This window comes from Pseudomonas sp. Ors-4-3C, from assembly GCF_055755035.1.
Genome location: NZ_CM146900.1, coordinates 2,815,275 through 2,833,453, shown reverse-complemented (window position 1 = coordinate 2,833,453; position 18,179 = coordinate 2,815,275). Strand labels below are relative to the sequence as shown.

14 protein-coding genes are annotated in these 18,179 nt (G+C 61.7%); 6 read left to right on the top strand and 8 right to left on the bottom strand.

From position 1 onward, the window contains the following. Positions 1–70 precede the first annotated feature (70 nt). From ACVHNU_RS12535 to ACVHNU_RS12515, 5 genes are all read left to right on the top strand, one after another. Complete coding sequence (locus ACVHNU_RS12535) at positions 71–382, top strand: DUF5629 family protein (protein WP_473019876.1); 312 nt, start codon at positions 71–73, stop codon at positions 380–382. Further along, the gene (locus ACVHNU_RS12530; RefSeq protein ID WP_003225703.1) at positions 369–1,544 is read left to right on the top strand and encodes a lactonase family protein; all 1,176 of its coding nucleotides are present in this window, start codon (positions 369–371) and stop codon (positions 1,542–1,544) included. The genes ACVHNU_RS12535 and ACVHNU_RS12530 overlap by 14 nt, the downstream gene beginning before the upstream one ends. Positions 1,545–1,701: 157 nt before the next feature. After that, positions 1,702–1,881, top strand: coding sequence for a hypothetical protein (locus ACVHNU_RS12525; protein WP_003225702.1), 180 nt, complete (start codon positions 1,702–1,704; stop codon positions 1,879–1,881). Between the two features lie 261 nt (positions 1,882–2,142). Continuing rightward, positions 2,143–2,352 (top strand): hypothetical protein, encoded by a 210-nt coding sequence (locus ACVHNU_RS12520; RefSeq protein ID WP_095136379.1) that lies wholly within the window; start codon positions 2,143–2,145, stop codon positions 2,350–2,352. Continuing rightward, entirely contained in the window at positions 2,349–2,606 is a 258-nt protein-coding gene (locus ACVHNU_RS12515) for a hypothetical protein (RefSeq protein WP_003225699.1), read from the top strand. Before ACVHNU_RS12520 ends, ACVHNU_RS12515 begins: the two co-directional genes overlap by 4 nt. Positions 2,607–2,778: 172 nt before the next feature. Here ACVHNU_RS12515 and ACVHNU_RS12510 read toward each other — a convergent pair whose 3' ends face one another. From ACVHNU_RS12510 to ACVHNU_RS12500, 3 genes are read right to left on the bottom strand one after another with little or no spacing between them, the layout of a single operon-like run. Continuing rightward, positions 2,779–3,363, bottom strand: a complete 585-nt coding sequence (locus ACVHNU_RS12510; protein WP_473019875.1) for a glutathione S-transferase — start codon at positions 3,361–3,363, stop codon at positions 2,779–2,781. Then, complete coding sequence (locus ACVHNU_RS12505) at positions 3,360–7,001, bottom strand: AAA family ATPase (protein ID WP_473019874.1); 3,642 nt, start codon at positions 6,999–7,001, stop codon at positions 3,360–3,362. Before ACVHNU_RS12505 ends, ACVHNU_RS12510 begins: the two co-directional genes overlap by 4 nt. Next, positions 6,998–8,242, bottom strand: a complete 1,245-nt coding sequence (locus ACVHNU_RS12500; protein ID WP_226499131.1) for an exonuclease SbcCD subunit D C-terminal domain-containing protein — start codon at positions 8,240–8,242, stop codon at positions 6,998–7,000. Before ACVHNU_RS12500 ends, ACVHNU_RS12505 begins: the two co-directional genes overlap by 4 nt. A 326-nt stretch (positions 8,243–8,568) precedes the next feature. On the opposite strand from ACVHNU_RS12500, the gene ACVHNU_RS12495 reads away from it, so the two are divergent. Then, positions 8,569–12,207 carry an RCC1 domain-containing protein gene (locus ACVHNU_RS12495; RefSeq protein ID WP_473019873.1) on the top strand — a complete coding sequence of 1,213 codons (3,639 nt, stop codon included), beginning with the start codon at positions 8,569–8,571 and terminating at the stop codon, positions 12,205–12,207. Positions 12,208–12,296: 89 nt separating this feature from the next. Here ACVHNU_RS12495 and ACVHNU_RS12490 read toward each other — a convergent pair whose 3' ends face one another. The 5 genes from ACVHNU_RS12490 to ACVHNU_RS12470 are packed head-to-tail and all read right to left on the bottom strand — an operon-like array spanning position 12,297 to position 18,174. Then, a complete protein-coding gene (locus tag ACVHNU_RS12490; RefSeq protein WP_003225687.1) occupies positions 12,297–13,934 on the bottom strand; it encodes a BatD family protein in 1,638 nt (545 codons plus the stop codon). After that, positions 13,931–15,667, bottom strand: a complete 1,737-nt coding sequence (locus ACVHNU_RS12485) for a tetratricopeptide repeat protein (RefSeq protein WP_473019872.1) — start codon at positions 15,665–15,667, stop codon at positions 13,931–13,933. Before ACVHNU_RS12485 ends, ACVHNU_RS12490 begins: the two co-directional genes overlap by 4 nt. Further along, positions 15,664–16,743: a vWA domain-containing protein gene (locus ACVHNU_RS12480; protein ID WP_473019871.1), complete on the bottom strand. Its 1,080-nt coding sequence runs from the start codon at positions 16,741–16,743 to the stop codon at positions 15,664–15,666. Before ACVHNU_RS12480 ends, ACVHNU_RS12485 begins: the two co-directional genes overlap by 4 nt. Next, complete coding sequence (locus tag ACVHNU_RS12475; protein WP_003225681.1) at positions 16,736–17,233, bottom strand: DUF4381 domain-containing protein; 498 nt, start codon at positions 17,231–17,233, stop codon at positions 16,736–16,738. The genes ACVHNU_RS12480 and ACVHNU_RS12475 overlap by 8 nt, the downstream gene beginning before the upstream one ends. Continuing rightward, positions 17,230–18,174 carry a DUF58 domain-containing protein gene (locus ACVHNU_RS12470; RefSeq protein ID WP_103520886.1) on the bottom strand — a complete coding sequence of 315 codons (945 nt, stop codon included), beginning with the start codon at positions 18,172–18,174 and terminating at the stop codon, positions 17,230–17,232. The genes ACVHNU_RS12475 and ACVHNU_RS12470 overlap by 4 nt, the downstream gene beginning before the upstream one ends. Positions 18,175–18,179: the final 5 nt, after the last annotated feature.

The following is an 18,179-nucleotide window of genomic DNA, read 5'->3' as shown; positions in this document are numbered from 1 at the left end:
ACTCCTACAAGGGCCGGGCACGACAATGAGCTATCATTGGCCCTTTCCCCCCTAAGAAGGACTGTTTGCCATGACTGCCCAAACCCTTCTCAACGCCCTCGAACACTGCGGCATGGTCGAAATCGATGGCTTGCACGCCTTCGAATTCGCCCTCGATAAAGAAGACAATCTGCACATCGAATGCATGGTTGGAAATAAATCCCTGCATTTCGAATTCACTCCGGCGGAAGTTGAAGCAGCGACGTTTGACGCAGACTTGGAGAGCTGGCTGATCATTGGCTATGCCAGCGACACCAAAACCACCGGCGAGCACCGTCTGGTCTGCGTTGGTGATGTAGTCAGCAGCAGCGATGACGAGGATGAAACTGATGAACATGCGTAAATTCTGGCCGCTGCTGATGGCCGGCAGCGTCGGTGCGATGGGCCTTTCCAGTGCCAGCGCCGAGAACTATCAATTGCTGGTCGGCTCCTACACCGCGGGTACCAGCCAGGGCATCTATCGAATGAATTTCGATAGCGCCACCGGCCAGATTGCCGCCAAGCCGCTGCAAGTGGTGAAGAGCGAAAACCCGTCATGGCTGACCCTGTCCAAAGACCAGCATCGGCTGTTCGTGGTCAATGAAAACGGACCTGGTCAGAAAGACCCGGTCGGTCGCGTCAGCAGCTACTCGATTGATCCGAAGACCCACGCCCTGACCCTGATCAATCAGGTGCAGAGCCTGGGCAACGAGCCGACCCACTCAAGCCTGAGCGGCGACGCCAGCCACCTGTTCGTCAGCAACTATTCGGTGATGGAAGATCCGGGTGGCACCCTCGCGGTGTTGCCGGTCGGTGCCGATGGCAAGCTCAAACCGGTGGTGCAGATGAGCGCGCACCCGGCGAGCCGGGTCAACCCCGAGCGTCAGGCGTCGAACCACGTGCACTCGACCGTTTCCTCACCGGATGGCCGCTACGTGTTCTCCAACGACCTCGGTGCGGACAAGGTCTTCATCTACAAATTTGACCCGAAGGCCAACCCGGACCTGCCGCTGACTCCGGCAAAAACCGCTTCGATTGCCTTGCCGGCCGGCAGCGGCCCGCGTCATTTGCTGTTCAGTGCTGACGGCAAACATGCCTGGCTGACCATGGAAATGAGCGCACAGGTGGCGGTGTTCGACTACAACGACGGCGTGCTGACCCAGACGCAACTGGTCGATCTGGCTGCCGGCCAACCGACTTCGGACAAGGCCGGTGCGGCGCTGCATGCCTCGGCGGATGGCAAGTTCCTCTACGTCAGCAACCGTGGCACGGCCAATCAGTTGGTGGTGTTCAGCATCGACCCGGCGACCGGTCAGCTCAAGGAGCTGCAAAAACGCTCGGTGGAAGGTGATCACCCGCGTGAGTTCAGCCTCGATCCGAGTGGCAAATTCCTGCTGATCGCCAACCAGAAGAGCAACGAAATTGTTGTCGTCGAGCGCGATGCCAAGACCGGTCTGCTTGGCAAAACCGTGCAAAAACTACCGATGGACGCCCCGAGCGACCTGAAGTTTCTAGTGCGACAATAAGCCACAGGCCCCGGTTTATGGGGCCTGTCTCTTTGTATTAATCGCGCTGATATCCGGTAATGCTACAAAGCATTTCAAGCGATCAACCCTCGAGCGTTAAGTTTGCTTCACGGCCCAACCGGGCAAAGCAAGCCAACCGAACACGAGGGTTACCGCCATGAACTTCAATCTCTTCTCCGTTATCGCCGCTTCCGCCATCTCTGCCACCGTTGCATTGCCAGCCAGTGCCAACGCTGAAGTCAGCAGCAAAAAATCCCACACCCAGAGCTACACCCAGAAATACCTGCAACAGAGCGCCAACTTCTACGCTGCGCTGGATCACAAAGCCCAACACTGAAATGCCCGCTTCGAACAACTCCCTGTAGGAGCTGCCGAAGGCTGCGATCTTTTGATCTTGAAAGTCAAAAGATCGCAGCCTTCGGCAGCTCCTACACGTATGCGTGATCGAAAAATCTGCGCTCGATAGGTTTTCTCCAACACCGAGATAGAACGCCTAAATAATCAACCAAGCTGATGGTTACTATGGGAAACCCTGAGTGGTTACCGCGGCTTTTTTGATCGATCCTGACGGCACTGAAACATGCCCACGGAGAACATCATGGCCAGTTCAATCATCACCTCAGCCAAGCGCGGCGCTTACCTGGCCATCGGTCTTTACCTGGCCCTGGTGCTGTTCGTCAGCATCGCCGCGCAAACCCAACACAGCTTCGACGCACCGATCGAAGTCGCACACCCCGGCATCCAGTTCGAACACCGCGCAGACGTGCTGGTTGATCGTGCTGAACTCGCAGGAGTGGGCGGAGCATGAAAGGTTACAGACTCTGGGTCATCGCCGGATTGGCACTGATGACCAATGGCGCCGCGTTACTCGGCTTCGGTCAAGGCTCGGTCGGCGCGCTGGCTCGGGCCATAGAGGCCAATCACAGCATTGCTCACAACATCGAACGGGCAAATACCCTGGGGCTGATGGCCGGCAACCCACCGGTAAAAGTCTCGGCCGATTTTCTCGGCCCCTTCGAAGTGGATTGCATGGCACTCGGCATGTGCAACGCACTCGCCTAGACAACACGAACCACTGTGGCGAGGGAGCTTGCTCCCGCTGGGTTGCGAAGCAGCCCCAAATGCGGCGATCGCCTATTTCTGATGATCCGTGTTGAATGGTTTTGCGACTGCTGCGCAGCCGAGCGGGAGCAAGCTCCCTCGCCACAGGTGCTGTGTGAAGCGGGCGTCGGGGTTACTTCTTCATGATCGCCGTAAACAGCTCGGACTCAAGAAAACCCTGCAACCACGCCTGCAATCGCACATAAGGCGTCTGCGCAAACCACTCGCGATCCACATGCGCAAACTGCCGAACGAACGGCAGCAACGCGATATCCGCAAGACACGGATGATCACTCAGCAAATAATCCCGACCTTCAAGCAACCCATCCAGCCTCTGCAAAAACAACGCGCCCTCAGCCCGATAAACCTCCATCGGCTGCTCGGGATAGCGCTCGGCGTATTTGTAGCGATTCAGATGCAGCTTGAATGCCTGATCGTTGGCTTCGATCAACTCGGCAATCCGTGAATCACCGCCAAGCAACCAGTTGTCAGGATCATTCTGTGCCAACGCCCAGCGCATGATCTCCAGGCTCTCATCGACCACCCGACCCGCCGCATCCAGCACCGGCACCGTGCCTTTGGGCGAGATCGCCAGCATCTCGGCCGGTTTGGCCTTGAGGCTGACTTCGACGATCTCCACCGGTACGCCCGAATAACGCAGAGCCATTCGCGCGCGCATCGCGTAAGGGCAGCGGCGGAACGAATACAGCGTGTTCATTTCACCTCCAGCGTGCTCAAACCGTTGCCTTGGCGTTGTACCTGAATCTGCACCGGAATCCGTTCGTGCATTTCCTGGACGTGGGAAATCACCGCGACCTTGCGCCCCTGCGCCTGCAAGCCGTCGAGTGCATCCATGGCCAGTTGCAGCGACTCCGGATCGAGGCTGCCGAAGCCTTCGTCGATGAACAGCGATTCGATCTTCAGCGTGCTCGACGCCATCGATGCCAGGCCCAGTGCAAGGGCCAGCGACACCAGGAAGGTTTCGCCGCCGGACAGCGAATGCACCGAGCGCAGTTCGTCGCCCATCTCGGTGTCCATCACCAGCAGGCCGAGCATGCTGCCGCCGCGTTTCAGGCGATAGCGTTTGACCAGTTGGCGCAACTGCACGTTGGCGTGATGCACCAGCAAGTCGAGGTTGTAGGCCTGGGCGATCTTGCGGAAGGTGTCGCCGGTGGCCGAGCCGATCAAGGCATTGAGTCGCGCCCAGCGCTGGTACTCGGCATAGGCGTCGGCAATCTGCTGCGCGAGTGCCTGATTGGCGTTTTGCCGGCGCTGATCTTCGGCCTGTTCGGCGCGCAGTTCGGCGCACTGTTGCTCGCTGAGATTGAACTGGTTCTGCAGATCGGCGAGGGCGCTGGCGAGTTGTTCGGCATCGAGGTTGCCGTTGTGCTGCGCCTGATGATCGGCCAGACGCTGATCACGTTCCTGCAGCAGCACCTTGGCCTGTTCGATGGCTTTTTCGTTGTGCTGCAAGCGCTGGCGCAATTCGCTGAGCTGCGTGTCATCGACCCGCAGCAAGTCTTCGAGACCACCGTCATCCAGCTCCGGATGACGGCCGCGCCAGTCGGCAATCTTCTGTGTCAGCTCATTGTCTTCGTTTTGCAGTGCCTGCAAGCGTTCCTGCTGCGCCTTGAGTTCGGCGCCAATCTGCACCCGTTGCGTGCGCACGTTCTGCAGTTCCGCAGCCGTGCTGGTCTCGGCGTTGCGCGCCTGCTCCACGGCCTGCTCCAGTTGCTGCTGCCAGTGCTCGGCGCTGTTGTGTTCACCCAGCAGCTGCGCGAGTTGCGCCTGACAGGCCTGTTGCTGTGCGGCCAGTTCGCTGAACTGCTGCTCGGCGCTTTGCAACTGCTGGACGCGGCTGTGCTGGCGATCCTGTTCTTTCTCCAGGGTCTGCTGGCGTTGTTGCTGTTCCGCCAACTCTTCCTTTTGCTGCTCGACATGCGCCAGACGCTCGGCAATCTGCCGATCCAGCTGCATGAAGGTCGCCGCCGGCTCGACGCGCAAGGCTTCGAGTGTGTCGGCCGGCAGCAGGCTGGCGAACGCGGTGAGCTCTTCGTCGAGACGCTGACGGTCGCTGCTCAGTTCGCGCTGTTGGTTGCTCAGGTGCTGCGCCGCTTGCTGATGCGCGGTTTCGGCGTTGCGCAGTTGCTGGGTCAGGCGCGCAGCATCCTGTTGCAGGGTGAGCAGGGCGCTCTGGCGTTGTTCGTCCTGGGTGATGCTCTGGTTCAGCTGATCGGTTTGCCGGGTCAGCCAGGCGTCACGCTTGTCGGCATCCTGATTCAGCAACTGAGGGGCCAGCGGATGCGCCTCCAGACTCGGCGCCAGTGCCTGAAGCTGGGCGGTCAATTGCTCCTGCTGTTGCAACAGCTCTTTCTGTCGGGCGATCACGCCACCGACTTCGGCGCGCAGCTCGGTGAGTTTTTCCTTGAGCTGATCCACCGCTTGCTGCGCGCTGGCCTGCTCGGACTCATCGTGACGGCCGAGGCTTTGCAGCAGCGCTTCCGGCTGATGATACGGATGCTCGTTGCTGCCGCAGACCGGGCAGGGCTGGTCGTCCTGCAACTGCGCGCGCAACTCTTCGACACTGGCACTGCGCGCCAGACGCTGGCGCTCGAGCAGTTCACGGGTGACGCTGAGGGTTTGCTCGGCGATGGTCAGTTCGGCTTTGCTTTTCACCCCATCCTGGGTCAGGCGTTCGCGTTCCTGCTGCGCGTCGAGCAGGCGCTGTTGCAGCTCGGCGCCGCGTTTTTCCAGCTCCTGCTGACTGGCCCACAGCCGCGTCAGGTCTTCGATGGCGCGCAGCTGTTTACGGTTGTCCTGCAACAGAGTGCCGAGGATGCCGATCTGCTCGGCGACCGCATCCGGCTCGGCGCCGGCCTCCTTGAACAGCACTTCCAGTTGCTGCTTTTGCGTGGCCAGCGCTTCGGCGCATTGGCTTGCATTCTGTTCGAGGGTCGCCAGTTCGGCTTGCCCTTTGTTCAGTCGATTACCGATCAGCATCAACTGTTGCAGGCGATCGCGGTAGGCATTCCATGCATCGCTAAGCGGTGCCAGATGAGCGCTTTGTTCGAGCTCGGCGGCCATTTTTTGCAGGCGTTCAGCAACTTCAGTCTGTTTTTCCTGCAAGGCTTGAATGGCGCTCTGGCCTTGCGTGCAGGCCTGCTCGGCGGCTTGCCGGGCGTCGGCGCTGAGGGCGGTGTCTTTGGCGAGGCGGGCGAGGGTGCTTTGCTCTTCAAAAGCCTGACGCAGCAGCGGGGCGCTTTCGCTGTGCCGTTGCTGCGCTTCGGTCAGGGCGATTTTTGCCGCATCGAGTGCCTGCTCCAGTTGCGTCTGACGCTCATTGAGTTCGCTGTGCTGGTGGGTATGCGCGGCAATTTGTGCGGCCAGCGGCGTCAGCTGCGCATCGAGTTCAGTCTTGCGCGCGAATTGGTGCCGTTGCGGGGCAAGTTGTTCCAGGCGCGTCAGCTTCAGGCGCTCGCCGGCCAGGCTTTCCCACTGTTGCTGCGCACTGTGCAGTTGTTCGGCAGCCGCTTGCTGCGCGTCCTGCAACTGGCGCAAATCCTTGAGCCAGCTGTGCTGTTGTTCCAGTTGCTTGAGTTGTGCCTGCTGCAATTTCAACTGTTGCTGGGCCGCGTTGAAACGCTCATCCAGTTCGGCCCGGGCTTCGGGGGCCAGCGGGGTGACGCCCGTGGCTTGATCCTGCAGCAGCTTGTGCGCTTCGCGGGCCTCTTTGGTCTTGTCGAACGCGCGGCGGCCAAGGCGGGTGTAGAGCGCGGTGTCGGTGAGTTTTTCCAGCAGTTCGCTGCGGTCGTTGTCGTCGGCCTTGAGAAACGCACTGAACTCGCTCTGAGCCAGCAGCACGGCGCGGGTGAACTGTTCGAAGTTCAGACCGAGTGCGGCTTCGAGTTGGGTCTTGTACTCGCCTTTCTGGCTGGCGAGCAGTTGATCCTGATCGATGTCACGCAGGCTCTGACGGCTGGCCTGCAACTTGCCGCCAGCCTTTTCCCGGGCGCGGTTGGCTTCCCAGCGTGCACGGTAACGGCGGCCGTCGACGCCAACAAAATCCACCTCGGCATACCCTTCGCCGGTGCCGCGCCGCAGCAAGGTGCGCGGGTCGCCGGTGGCGATTTCACCGTCAGCGTCCGGCACCTTGGCATCGCGACCGGTGTTGTTCAGGCGCGGGACCGCACCGAACAGCGCCAGGCACAGCGCGTCGAGCAGGGTACTTTTCCCGGCGCCGGTCGGCCCGGTGATCGCGAACAGCCCGGCACTGGCCAGCGGTTCGGCGGTGAAATCAATCTCGAACGGCCCGGCCAGCGAGGCGAGGTTCTTCAAGCGAATGGCGAGAATCTTCATGGCTGCTCGCCCTCCAGTTGCACGTCTTGCAGCAGTTCGGCGAAGTCCTTGAGCGTCTGTTCATCGACCTCGTTGCCGTAATTGTCGAGCCAGGCGCGACTGAACAGTTCCTGCGGGGTGAGTTGATCGAGTTCGATCAATGCGCTGCCTTCTTCGGCACCGTCAGCACCGCGATTGCCGGCGTATTCGGCGGCAATCCGCACCAGGCGCACGGCCTTGCCTTGCAGGGCGTTTTCCACTTGATGGCGCAGATCCGGCTGTGGCTCGTCGAGGGTCACGCGCACTTCCAGCCATGGCTGGCGCTGGGTTTCAGCAAGCAGATCGATGTTCGGCAGGTCAGCCAGTTGCAGCAGAATCTCCGCCAGCGGCGCCGGGCCGATGCGTTGCAGGTTAACCGAGCGCGGGATCAGTTTCGGCTCAACGCTGACCAGCGTTTCGCCGTCGAGGATGACGTCGAGAATCTGGTGCTGATAACCGATCTCCGAGAACGACAACGGAATCGGCGAGCCGCTGTAGCGAATGCGCTCTTCACCGTTGACCTTCTGCGGCTTGTGCAAATGACCGAGGGCGACGTAGCTGATGCTCGGCCCGAACAAACTGGCGGGCAGCGCTTCGGCGTTACCGATGATCAGGCTGCGCTCGGAGTCTTCCGAAACCGAACCTCCGGCCATGTGCGCGTGGCTGATGGCGACCAAGGCCTGACCCGGTTGGCGCTTGGCATTCGCCGCTTCGATCAGCCATTCATGCACCTGACCGATGCCACGCAAATAATTGTCGCCCAGATGCGCTCCAGTCACTTCCGCCGGACGCAGGAACGGCAGCGCCAGGCACCACGCGGCGATCTCGCCTTGGGCATTCGGCAGCGGCAGCAGCAGACGTTCGGCGTCGAGCTGGCCGTCATCCAGCCACAACACCCGACCCAGCGCATGGGTGCGCAAACGGCGCATCAACGGCGCCGGCAGCTCGATGCGCGAGCCGGAATCGTGGTTGCCGGCGATCATCACGATGGTCAGCAACGGTTGCTGCTCGTGTGCGCTGACGATGAAGTCGTAGAGGCGTTCCTGGGCTTTGACCGGCGGATTGACCGTGTCAAAGATGTCCCCGGCAATCAGCAGCACATCCGGCTGCGCGAGTTGCAGTTGGCGCAGCAGCCATTCGAGAAAGCACGCATGCTCGAAATCGCGCTCCTGGCCATGCAGGTTTTGCCCAAGGTGCCAGTCGGAGGTGTGGAACAGACGCAAGGTGGACTCCGCTACAGAAATAGGTGATGGCCGCGGGGGAAATGATGGGCGGCTAAAGAGGGGGGAGTTTACTGGCAAACGGGCGGGCTTGCCCAAAGGCTTGAAAAGATCAAAAGATCGCGGCCCCCGAGCCTGAGGCAGCCTCTGCACAAGTCATGCAGGAGCCGCCGCAGGTTGCGATCTTTTTGCTTTTTCTTGGGCAAGCCGTTTGCCGTCCGTCGCTACTGTCAGATCTGACAGTAGGCAGCCACCAGCACCGAGTGGTGGGATTACCGCTGTCGCCAGGCTGTCAGGCCGGGTTGTCTGCCACTCACGGAGTTGCTTGCATGGAAACGAAATCAACATCTGAAGCCACGAATTCTGATCCTGATATCGACGCACTCAGGCCCATGTCCATCAGTAACCTTGCGACCCCCGTGGAGGGCTACGACGGTGGTTTGGGGGTGGCCGGTGTGGAAGGGGGCGTGCATTTTCGGGTGAACCCCTGGCTGCACATGGATGAGGGCGACAAGATCGGGGTTCATTGGGGCGACAGGACGGTGCCGGTCTGGACTAAAACCATCGAACTCGAGGATAAAGACCAAACCGTCAAAGGGGTCATCGACGAGGGGCACGTCCGCAGGGGGGATGCCTATCCCGTGTTCTACAGTGTGACCCGCGCGAACCAGTTCCCCGAGGAGTCGCCGCTTCAGAGGGTTCTGGTCAAACTTGATCGCCCGGGCGGTTTCGATGACGACTTTTCCACGCCCGGCAACCAGAACCTGCGCTACAGCATTCCTCAGAGCATCATCGACAATGGCGTCGGCCCCGAAGAAGCAGCGGCGGGAGTACCGATCACGATCCTGCCGTACCCCTTCATGCGCATCAACGACCGTGTGAAAGTGGCATGGGGCAGTGTGGAGATAACCGTCAAGGTTGAGCAAAGACACATCGACGACCCTGTGCGTAACCCGCTGATCGTGACCTTCGAAAAGAGACTGATCGAGCAGGCAGGTGATAGCGCCGGGGTGATCGTGGTGTACCAGGTGATCGATGAGTGTGGCAATTATCCGGATCCACGGTCACCGTGGTCGGAGGAAACCCGCATCTTGGTGGATCTGAAGGAAAGTCGTCTGGATGCACCTATCGTGCTGGAGGCCGATCCTGTCAGCAATGTCATCGATCTCGACGAGTTGCAAGATGACGACGTGACCGCTCTGGTCAATACCCCCGCTAGCGTCTTCAAGTTGCAGGACATTGTCGCATTGACCTGGCTAGGCACTAACGCCGAGGGCGCGCCAATCAATCATGGCCCGCTGGAGTTGCCGGTGACGCGAGTCGGCGTTGCGCTGACGTTCACTGTCCCGAACGACAAGGTGTGGGCCATCGCCAAAGGCCGGGCCAGTGTGTCTTACATACTCAAGCGAACAGGCGAGGCTGATCGGCCGTCGAAGAGCGTCGGTATCACGGTAGAGGGAGAGACCCTCCGTCTTCCGGCTCCTACGGTGGATGAAGCCCCCGCCGGTACGCTGGACCCGGACGAGCATTGGGCCACCGTGCGCATGCCATGGTTTGCCGGACGTGCCTCCACAGACCTGCTGACACTGATCTGGGAAGCCGCACGCCCCGGTGGAGGCACCGTGTATTACGAAGACCCGCGTCCGGTCGGCGATGTACCGGATAACGAGCCAGTGCTACGCAACGTCTCGAACACGGTGATCCAGCGTTTCGACGGGTTGAAGGTCTCGGTGTTCTATACCGTTGCCAATGATGATGAGGCGACACTCAACGTGCGTGAGTCTTTGCCGTTCGAGATGCAGGTCGGGGAGGTGGTCCCCCTGCTCGACGGACCGTGGGTGGACGAAGCGCGCCGCGAAACGTCTTCGATCGATCCGGAGGACGTGCCGCCGCTGGGTTGCAAGTTGATTGTGCCGTACCTGGAGACGCTGCCCGGCGACGTGGTGCATTATCGCTGGCGCGGTTCGAACAGTGATGGCAGCACCAGAGGTTCGATACCGCTGACGTCGCAAACCGCTGGCAAGGAAGTGCCTTTCACAGTGGCCAGACAATACGTGAGCAATAACCTCAATCACCTGGTCGTCATCGATTACTTCATCGTGCGAGGCGGCAAAACCCTGGCGTACTCGTTTCCCCTGACATTGCGAGTCCTCTCTGCTCATCTGGATCTTGATCCACCAACCGTCGATGGCGCGCGCGGCGGCCAGATCGACGCCAGTGCGGTACCCGGTGTCGGCGCAACCGTAAGACTTGTAGCAGCCTACGGTCTGAAGGTAGGTGACAGCGGTGAGATTCGCTGGATCGGAGCGCCCGGAGGCGGTACCGCCACTGTACCGTTCCAGGTGCAGGCCGGAGAGGCAGGGCGCGACAAGCTCGTGACCGTACCGAGGTCGGTGGTGCTGGAAAACGTCGGGCGGGAAATATCCTTGGATTGCACGGTACTGCGTCAGGTCGGAGGGCGGCATAATTCGCGCGTGGCCGTTTACGACGTGCTCGCCTCCAAAGGCTCTGGACGGTTGCTGGTGATGGGCGCGCGGTCGCGTGGCGATTACCAGATCTATGCTGGCGGGACTTTGTGGCTGACCGCACTGGATGCGACTACCCGGCAGCCGATCAATGCCTCGTGGCGTTACAACGGCGAAGCGGACGAGATCAGCGGCACGACGTTCCGTGATACCCGGCCGGACCGGCTGCTGCATGTGCGGATCAGTGATGATCAGGTGACGATCAATCCGATGAACTTGTGTGGGAACGGTAACCTTATATCCATCCCGCTATTAAATCACGCGGCCTTTGCGGCGCGAACGGAGCGCGGAAACCTTGTGGCATGGGGCAATCCTGGTCGTGGTGGAGATTTGGGGGATTCGTTACCTTCAATTACTGATGCCATATCGCTGAGTGCCTGTGGTTACGCTTTTGCTGCATGTCAGGCCAGTGGCGGTGTGGTGGCTTGGGGGCTGAGTGGGAATGGAGGAGACGTACCTGAATCCATTCGTCTTATGGGGGATATCGTGGCGGTCAGCGGCAACGGTTATGCGTTTGTTGCGTTGCGTCGCAACGGTAGTCTGGCGGCGTGGGGAAATCTTGAATTTGGCGCAACACTCCCAGAGCCGATAGCTGCATTGAGGGACGTTGTCAAAGTGATTGGCAACCTCCGCAGCTTTGCCGCGCTTCGGGCTGATGGTTCGGTAGTCGCTTGGGGGAACCAAGATTGGGGAGGTAAGGTACCGGAGTCCATCGAAGTATTGACTGGCATTGTCGATATAGTCGCTAACGCTTACACCTTTGCTGCCCTGTGCGCCAATGGCGCGGTAGTTGCGTGGGGATACCACGTGACTGGGGGAATCGTGCCTGCCGAGATTGAAGTGCTTACAGGCATTGTTGAACTGCGCGGAACCGAAAGAGCCTTTGCCGCGCGATGCAGCAATGGAAGCGTTGTAGCTTGGGGAGATAGCGCATATGGCGCAAGCGTTCCTGCGCCGATTGCAGAACGGATTGATATCCGCACGGTGACGGGTATCAGTAATTCATTTGTCGCACTGCTTGACAGCGGGCATCTAGTAGGTTGGCCTCAGGCAATTCCTGCGCCGATTGACGCATTACCTGACGTCGTACAGGTTGTATGCGCAAGGACTGCTTTTGCCGCATTGCGCGCCAACGGCACTGTTGTAGCCTGGGGGGCTGCTGATCGGGGTGGTCAAATTCCGGACGCCATTGCGGCCAGATTGGTCAATGTCCGTGCCATTTATGGCAACACCCATGCCTTCGCCGCACTCACCTCCAGCGGAGAAGTAGTGACCTGGGGCAGTGGGCCGGCCGGCGGCAACAGCGATGCCGTCGCCGACCAGCTCAACGGCAAAGTTTTCTACGAAGCCACAGCGTTATCCCGTGGTCTGGGAATACGTGAGGAACGCCTGGCGGCAGTGGAAACCGAGGCAGCAGAAAGTGACGTGAACACGACGGGATAATTGCCCGAAAGCCTGAAAGATCGCAGCCTGCGGCGGCTCCTGCAAGAATCAAGTGCAGGAGCCGTCGCAGGCTGCGATCTTTTTGCTTTTTACTTCGGGTAGAGCGGCGGCAACCCACTGTCACCCACCGGATCCTGCACCCGCTCCGCCGCCGGAATGGTGCGGATTGCCCGCCACAGATCTTCGCCTTGCCAATGCTGCCCCGTCTCGCTGTACAGCGCACCATTCAGGCCATCCAGCGCATCCGACAACGGCACAAACCGCGCCGCCATATCGGCAAGGGTCTCCGGCTGCTGCCGCGCCCATGCATCCAGTGCCTGACGTGTCGCTTGCGGATCGTTGGCTTGACTCGCACGCTTGATGTCGTCCAGCAATGTGCGCGGGCTTGGGCCGGTTTGTGCGGCGCGGTGCACCGCCGGTTGCCAGCGCGCACGCCACCACAGGCCGAAGCCGAGCAGGGTGGTGCAGGCGAGGATCAGGGTGCTGAGTTTCCACCACCACAGCACATCGTTATCGACGACGCTCGGTTGCAGATTGCCGGCCGGGGTGTCGACCTGCAGGCTCGGGTTGTTCGCCACTTGCAGGGTGCGCGCCGGCAGGCTGGTGTGTTCCAGATGATCTTCGAAGGTGTTCCACCAGATCACGTCGACGCTCGGCAACTCGATCGCACCGCTGCGGCTGGGCACCAGCGCTTCGCGTTCTTCACGGCTGCCGATCAGGCCGCGCTCGCCGCTCTGGTTGCTCAGCACCGGTTGATCCGGGTAACGGCGCAGGCCGTTGGCGTCGGTGGCGGGCAGGGCCGGCAGTTGCGAACTGGCCAGACCTTCGGCTTTCAGGGTCAGGCTGCGGGTCAGCGAGTCGCCGACCTGAGTGTGATCCGGCTCCGGGTTCCAGCTTTCGCTCAGACTCAGGCTGCGGGCGGGCAGCCAGGGTGCGTCGGCCGGGTAAGTCAGCGGTTTTGGTTTGACCGTCAGCGGAATCTCCGAGGAACTGACGCGCAGCAGCTTGCCCGGTTTCGGGCCTTGCGCGGTCGCGTCCTGGGCGGGCTGGGTATCGACCAGCGTGGCACTGAACGTCTGCGGGGCGATGGTCAGCAAACCGCTGTGCTGCGGATAGATCGCGTAGCGCATCTCGATCACGCCATGACGCACGCCGTTGATGTCTTTCTCGTAGGTGCGCGTGTCGCCCAACTGCTCGATACGCGCGTCGGCAATCTGCAACGGGGTCAGGCTGCTGTCGTCGTACAGCGACACCGAGTGATAGATGCGCAGGGTCAGGATCGCTTGCGCCTGCACATACACGCTGGACTGGTCGAGGCTGGCCTCGATGAACACCGGATCCGGATTGTTTTTCTCTTCGCGGGTATCGCTCTCGACCACTTGCACGGTGATCGGCTGGCTCTGCACCTCACCCAGTTGCAGCGGCGGAATCGTCACGCTGCCGTTCTCTTTCGGCAGCAGGGTGATGATCCAGCGCGTGGTCGCACGGTTGTCGCCATTGAGGGTGTTCAACTGGTTGACCTGGCGCGTGCCACGCACCTCGAACAACGGTTCCAGCGGCGTCAGGTCGGGCTTGCCGAACTGCGTGACATCGTTGGTTTCGAGGGTGAGTTCGACCGTCTCGCCGGTGTTCAGGCGACTGCGATCCACGCTGGCCGTCAGCTCGGCCGCCTGGGCGGTGGCCATGCAGATCAGCAGGGGCAGCAAGAGAGCGGTGAAGCGGGTCATCGAGTTTTTCCCTGATCCTGATGTTGTTGCTGTTCGTACCAGAATTTGCGTCGCAGCAATTCCCCCGGGTTGTCCGGAATCTTGCCCAGCCATTGTTCCAGTGCCTGACGCTGTTCGCCTTCGAGGGTGTCCTCGCCGGGTTGCAGGATCGGCGCAGTATTCGGTGATTCATCCGGCGGGTTGCCCGGCACTTCGTTGGGTCCCGGTTGCGGTGGTGTGGTCGGCGGCGGTTCGTTGGCCGACTCGCCGGGCTGGGCCTCGCTTGTGGTGTCACTGTTGACCGCCGGTGGCGGCGCGGTCGCTGGCGGTGGTTCATCGCCGGGTACGTTCGGCTGGGCCGTTTGCAGCTGCGGCTCGGCCGGCGGCGGGGTGTTCTTCTGCTTGAGCAGGTTTTCCACCAGAGCCTTGTTGGTCAGCGCCGGACGCAAGTCCGGTTGCAGTTCCAGCGCTTGTTCGTAGGCGTCGATGGCCGCTTCCAACTCGCCACTTTTCGCCAGGGCGTTGCCACGATTGTAGTGGGCGCGGGCATCGCTGCCTTCGGCGAAACGCTGAGCGGCGCCACTGTAATCGCCGGCCTCGTACAACGCCAGCCCTTGCCACTGGTGATCTTCGAAGTGCTCGGCGGCTTCGGCCGGGCGCTTCTGCTTGAGCAGGTGCAGGCCCTGTTGGTCAGGGCGCAGCCACAGGTCTTCGAAATCGAAAGCGTAGCTCGGCTGGGGCAGACAAAACAGCAATGGCAGACAGAACAACCAGCCACGGCGTCCGGCGCAAGCGGCCAGCAGCAACAGTGGCAACAACAGCCAGTAACCCTGATCGGCCCAAGTGTCGAGGCGCACGGTCTGGCCATCGTTGCGCAGACTGCGCGGGCCATCAAGCAGGCCGAGGGCGCGCAAATCGCTCTCGTCCAGACGCGCGCTGTGGTAGTCGCCGCCGACGCTGGCGAGGAATGCGCCGAGGCTCGGGCTGTCGAGTTGCGGCACGCGGATCGCGCCTTGTTCATCCTTGAGGAAACTGCCGTCCTCCTGAGCAATCGGTGCGCCTTCAGCGGTGCCGATGCCGAGCATCAGCAGTTGCGCCGATTGTTTGCCGAGGGCGCGGCGGATGCCTTGGCGTTCTTCTTCGCTCAGCGACGAGCCGATCAGCAGAATCCGCCCCTGCCCGAGGGCGCCTTGCTTGAGCAATGTCAGCGCCTTGATGACCCCGAGGTCAGCGCGGTTGCCGCTTTCCGGCATCAACGACGGCTTGAGAGCGTCGAGCAGATTGCGACTGGTCGCCAGGTCATCCGACAGCGGCACCAGCGTGTGCGCACTGCCGGCGTAGACGACGATCGCGGTCTGCGCATCGCTGCGTGCCTGCAACAGGTCGAACAGTTTGCGCCGGGCCTGTTCCAGTCGCGTTGGCGGTGAGTCGGTGGCGAGCATTTCCGGGGTCAGCTCCAGCACGACAACCAGCGGGTCGGCAGGCTTCTGACTGGTCTGTTCGACCCGCTCCCAGCTCGGTCCGAGCAGGGCGACGATGGTCAGCAGCCACGCCACGCCAAGGGCGACCCACGGCAGCTTACTGTCGCGCCCATTGCCACCGCTGAGCAGCGTCGAGTGGAACGCCGGCGGCAGAATCATCTGCCAACGCCCGGCGCGTTTCTGTCGGTGCCAGAGTTGCCAGAGCAACCAGCCCAGCAGCGGCAGGAGTAGCAGCCACCAGGGGCGGAACCAGTGCGGCCAGAGCGCGATCATCGGCGCCTCCGCAGACGCAAACGCTTGAGGCGTTCGCGCCAGTCAGGCAGCGGACTTTGCAGATACAGCTCCTTGGTGAACAGGCGTTGCAACGGGTTGTCCGGCCACAACTCACGGGCGACCAGCAGCAGGCTCAACAGTAACGCCAACGCCAGCGGCCACTGATACAAGGCTTGCGCGGGGCGCGCCTGGGTCGGTTGCTGAGTGACCGGTTCGAGCTGGTCGAGGGTGTTCTTGATCGCTTGCAGCTCTTTACCATCGCGGGCACGAAAATACTGACCGCCGGTGGCCTGGGCGATTGCTTTGAGCGCCGGCTCATCGAGATCCAGGCTCGGATTGACCCCAAGCAGGCCGGTGCTGCCGCTGGCTTCAGGGTCGGCACCGATGCCGATCGGATAGATCTTTACGCCTTCGCTGGCAGCCAGTTTTGCCGCGGTCAGAGGATCGATTTCGCCGCCGTTGTTGGCGCCGTCGGTCACCAGGATCAACACTCGGCTCTGTGCCGGACGCATGCGCAGGCGTTTCAGCGCCAGACCGATAGCGTCGCCGATGGCGGTGTTTTTGCCGGCGATGCCGATACGCGCTTCATCGAGCCAGACGCGCACGGTGTGGCGGTCGAAGGTCAGCGGCGCTTGCAGGTACGCCTGACTGCCAAACAGGATCAGACCGACACGGTCACCGTCGCGGCTTTCAAGAAAGTCGCCGAGCAGATGCTGGACCAGCGTCAAGCGGCTGACATCTTCGTCCTGCCACTGCATATCGGGGAAATCCATCGAGCCGGACACATCCACCGCCACCAGCAGATCACGCCCGCTGGCGGCTATCGGCAACGGCTCGCCCAGCCACTGCGGGCGCGCGGCGGCAGTCAGCAGCAACAGCCACAGCAGCAGGAGCGGTGCTTGCTGGCGCCACGCCGGCAGATTGGCTCGGGCACGCCGACGGGCGAGGCCTTCCAGATCGCTGAGGAAACTCACTTTCAAGGCGGGTTCGCCGCTGTCGGCCACCGGCAGCACGAGGCGCATCAGCCACGGCAGCGGCAACAGCAGGAAGATCCACGGCCAGGCAAACTCAAACATGCTTGCGGATCCAGGTGTCGACGGCTTGGGTCAGGCCGGCAATGGCTTTGTCGTCGAGTTTGCACTCGGGTTTGTAGGCGCCTTCGACCAGTACCATCCAGCGCGTCAGGCCGGCTGCCGGGCAGCGGTTGTCGAGAAACGCCAGCCATTTGCGGCCGTTGAGCGTGTGGCTCTGGCTGTAGGGGTAATGGTTGCGGCACAGGCGTTTGAGCAGGCCATTGAGTTGTTGCAGCCAGGCGCCGGCGGGTGCGCCGTCGTAGGGTTTGGGCATCTGCGCCAGTTCGGCGAGGGCGGCGATGCGCACCGGGTCGAGCGGTTGTTCGGCGCGCACGATCGGGCGTTTCTTGATCGGAATGAACCGGCGCAGGCGCCACGCGGCGAAGCCGAGCAACGGTAACAACAGAAGCAGCAACCACCAGCCCGGCGCCGGCGGCCAGAAGGCAATCGGTGGTGGGGAAATCAGCGGCTGCAGTTGTTCGAGGCCGTTCATCGTCCTGTCCCCGGACGCTGCGGATTGAGAAACTCGCGCATCTGCTCGACCATCTCGCTTTGCGTGCTCAGCGGCATCAGCAATACCCGCAGTTTCTGCGCGAGCAGCTCCCAGCGGGCGATGCGTGCTTCGGCCTGGGCGCGATACGTCTGGCGCAGCTCGAAATTCAGCGTGTCGAGTTCCAGTTGCGCGCCGCGCTCGGCGAATCGTAATAGCCCGGCGGCGGGCAGGGCGTGATCCAGCGGATCGGACAGCGGCAGCAGCAGCAAGTCGCAGTGCCGTGACAGCAGGCTCAGTTGTTGTTCGGCGCTGTCCGACAGTGCGCGCTCATCGCAAATCACGATGGCCAGGCTGCCCGGGCGCAGCACCTCACGCGCGCGGCGCAGGGCCACGCCAAAGGCATCGTGATCCGGTTCGCGTTCGGTATGCAGCGACTGGTTGACCTTGACCAGGCGGTTGAGCAATTGCAGCAGGCTTTGTTTGCTGCGCCGGGGTTTGATTTCGTAGTGCTCGTTGTCACCGAACACCAGCCCGCCAACCCGGTCGTTGTGGCCGAGGGCCGCCCATCCGATCAGCGCCGCCACTTGCGCCGCCAGCACCGACTTGAACATCAGCCCGGAGCCGAAAAACAGCCGGGTGCTTTGCTCGACCATGATGAAAATCGGGCGCTCGCGTTCTTCATGGAACAGCTTGGTGTGCGGCTCCTGGGTGCGCGCCGTCACGCGCCAGTCGATGGTGCGTACGTCGTCGCCGGCCTGATAGACCCGCACCTGATCGAAGTCGACGCCACGGCCACGGAATTTCGAGTGATGCAGACCGATCAACGGACTGCGCTGACTGGGTGTGGAAAACAGCTGCACTTCGCGCACACGGTGGCGCATCTCGATCAGGTCGGTGAGGCTGATGCGGATGCCCGGTTCGGACGGCAGGGGGGCGTTCATGGGGG

Bases quoted from the DNA above. Each gene is read 5' to 3' on its own strand.
- ACVHNU_RS12505 (WP_473019874.1), bottom strand. From the start codon at position 7,001: ATGAAGATTCTCGCCATTCGCTTGAAGAACCTCGCCTCGCTGGCCGGG.
- ACVHNU_RS12490 (WP_003225687.1), bottom strand. From the start codon at position 13,934: ATGACCCGCTTCACCGCTCTCTTGCTGCCCCTGCTGATCTGCATGGCC.
- ACVHNU_RS12480 (WP_473019871.1), bottom strand. From the start codon at position 16,743: ATGTTTGAGTTTGCCTGGCCGTGGATCTTCCTGCTGTTGCCGCTGCCG.
- ACVHNU_RS12475 (WP_003225681.1), bottom strand. From the start codon at position 17,233: ATGAACGGCCTCGAACAACTGCAGCCGCTGATTTCCCCACCACCGATT.
- ACVHNU_RS12515 (WP_003225699.1), top strand. From the start codon at position 2,349: ATGAAAGGTTACAGACTCTGGGTCATCGCCGGATTGGCACTGATGACC.
- ACVHNU_RS12485 (WP_473019872.1), bottom strand. From the start codon at position 15,667: ATGATCGCGCTCTGGCCGCACTGGTTCCGCCCCTGGTGGCTGCTACTC.
- ACVHNU_RS12520 (WP_095136379.1), top strand. From the start codon at position 2,143: ATGGCCAGTTCAATCATCACCTCAGCCAAGCGCGGCGCTTACCTGGCC.
- ACVHNU_RS12525 (WP_003225702.1), top strand. From the start codon at position 1,702: ATGAACTTCAATCTCTTCTCCGTTATCGCCGCTTCCGCCATCTCTGCC.
- ACVHNU_RS12530 (WP_003225703.1), top strand. From the start codon at position 369: ATGAACATGCGTAAATTCTGGCCGCTGCTGATGGCCGGCAGCGTCGGT.
- ACVHNU_RS12495 (WP_473019873.1), top strand. From the start codon at position 8,569: ATGGAAACGAAATCAACATCTGAAGCCACGAATTCTGATCCTGATATC.
- ACVHNU_RS12470 (WP_103520886.1), bottom strand. From the start codon at position 18,174: ATGAACGCCCCCCTGCCGTCCGAACCGGGCATCCGCATCAGCCTCACC.
- ACVHNU_RS12510 (WP_473019875.1), bottom strand. From the start codon at position 3,363: ATGAACACGCTGTATTCGTTCCGCCGCTGCCCTTACGCGATGCGCGCG.
- ACVHNU_RS12535 (WP_473019876.1), top strand. From the start codon at position 71: ATGACTGCCCAAACCCTTCTCAACGCCCTCGAACACTGCGGCATGGTC.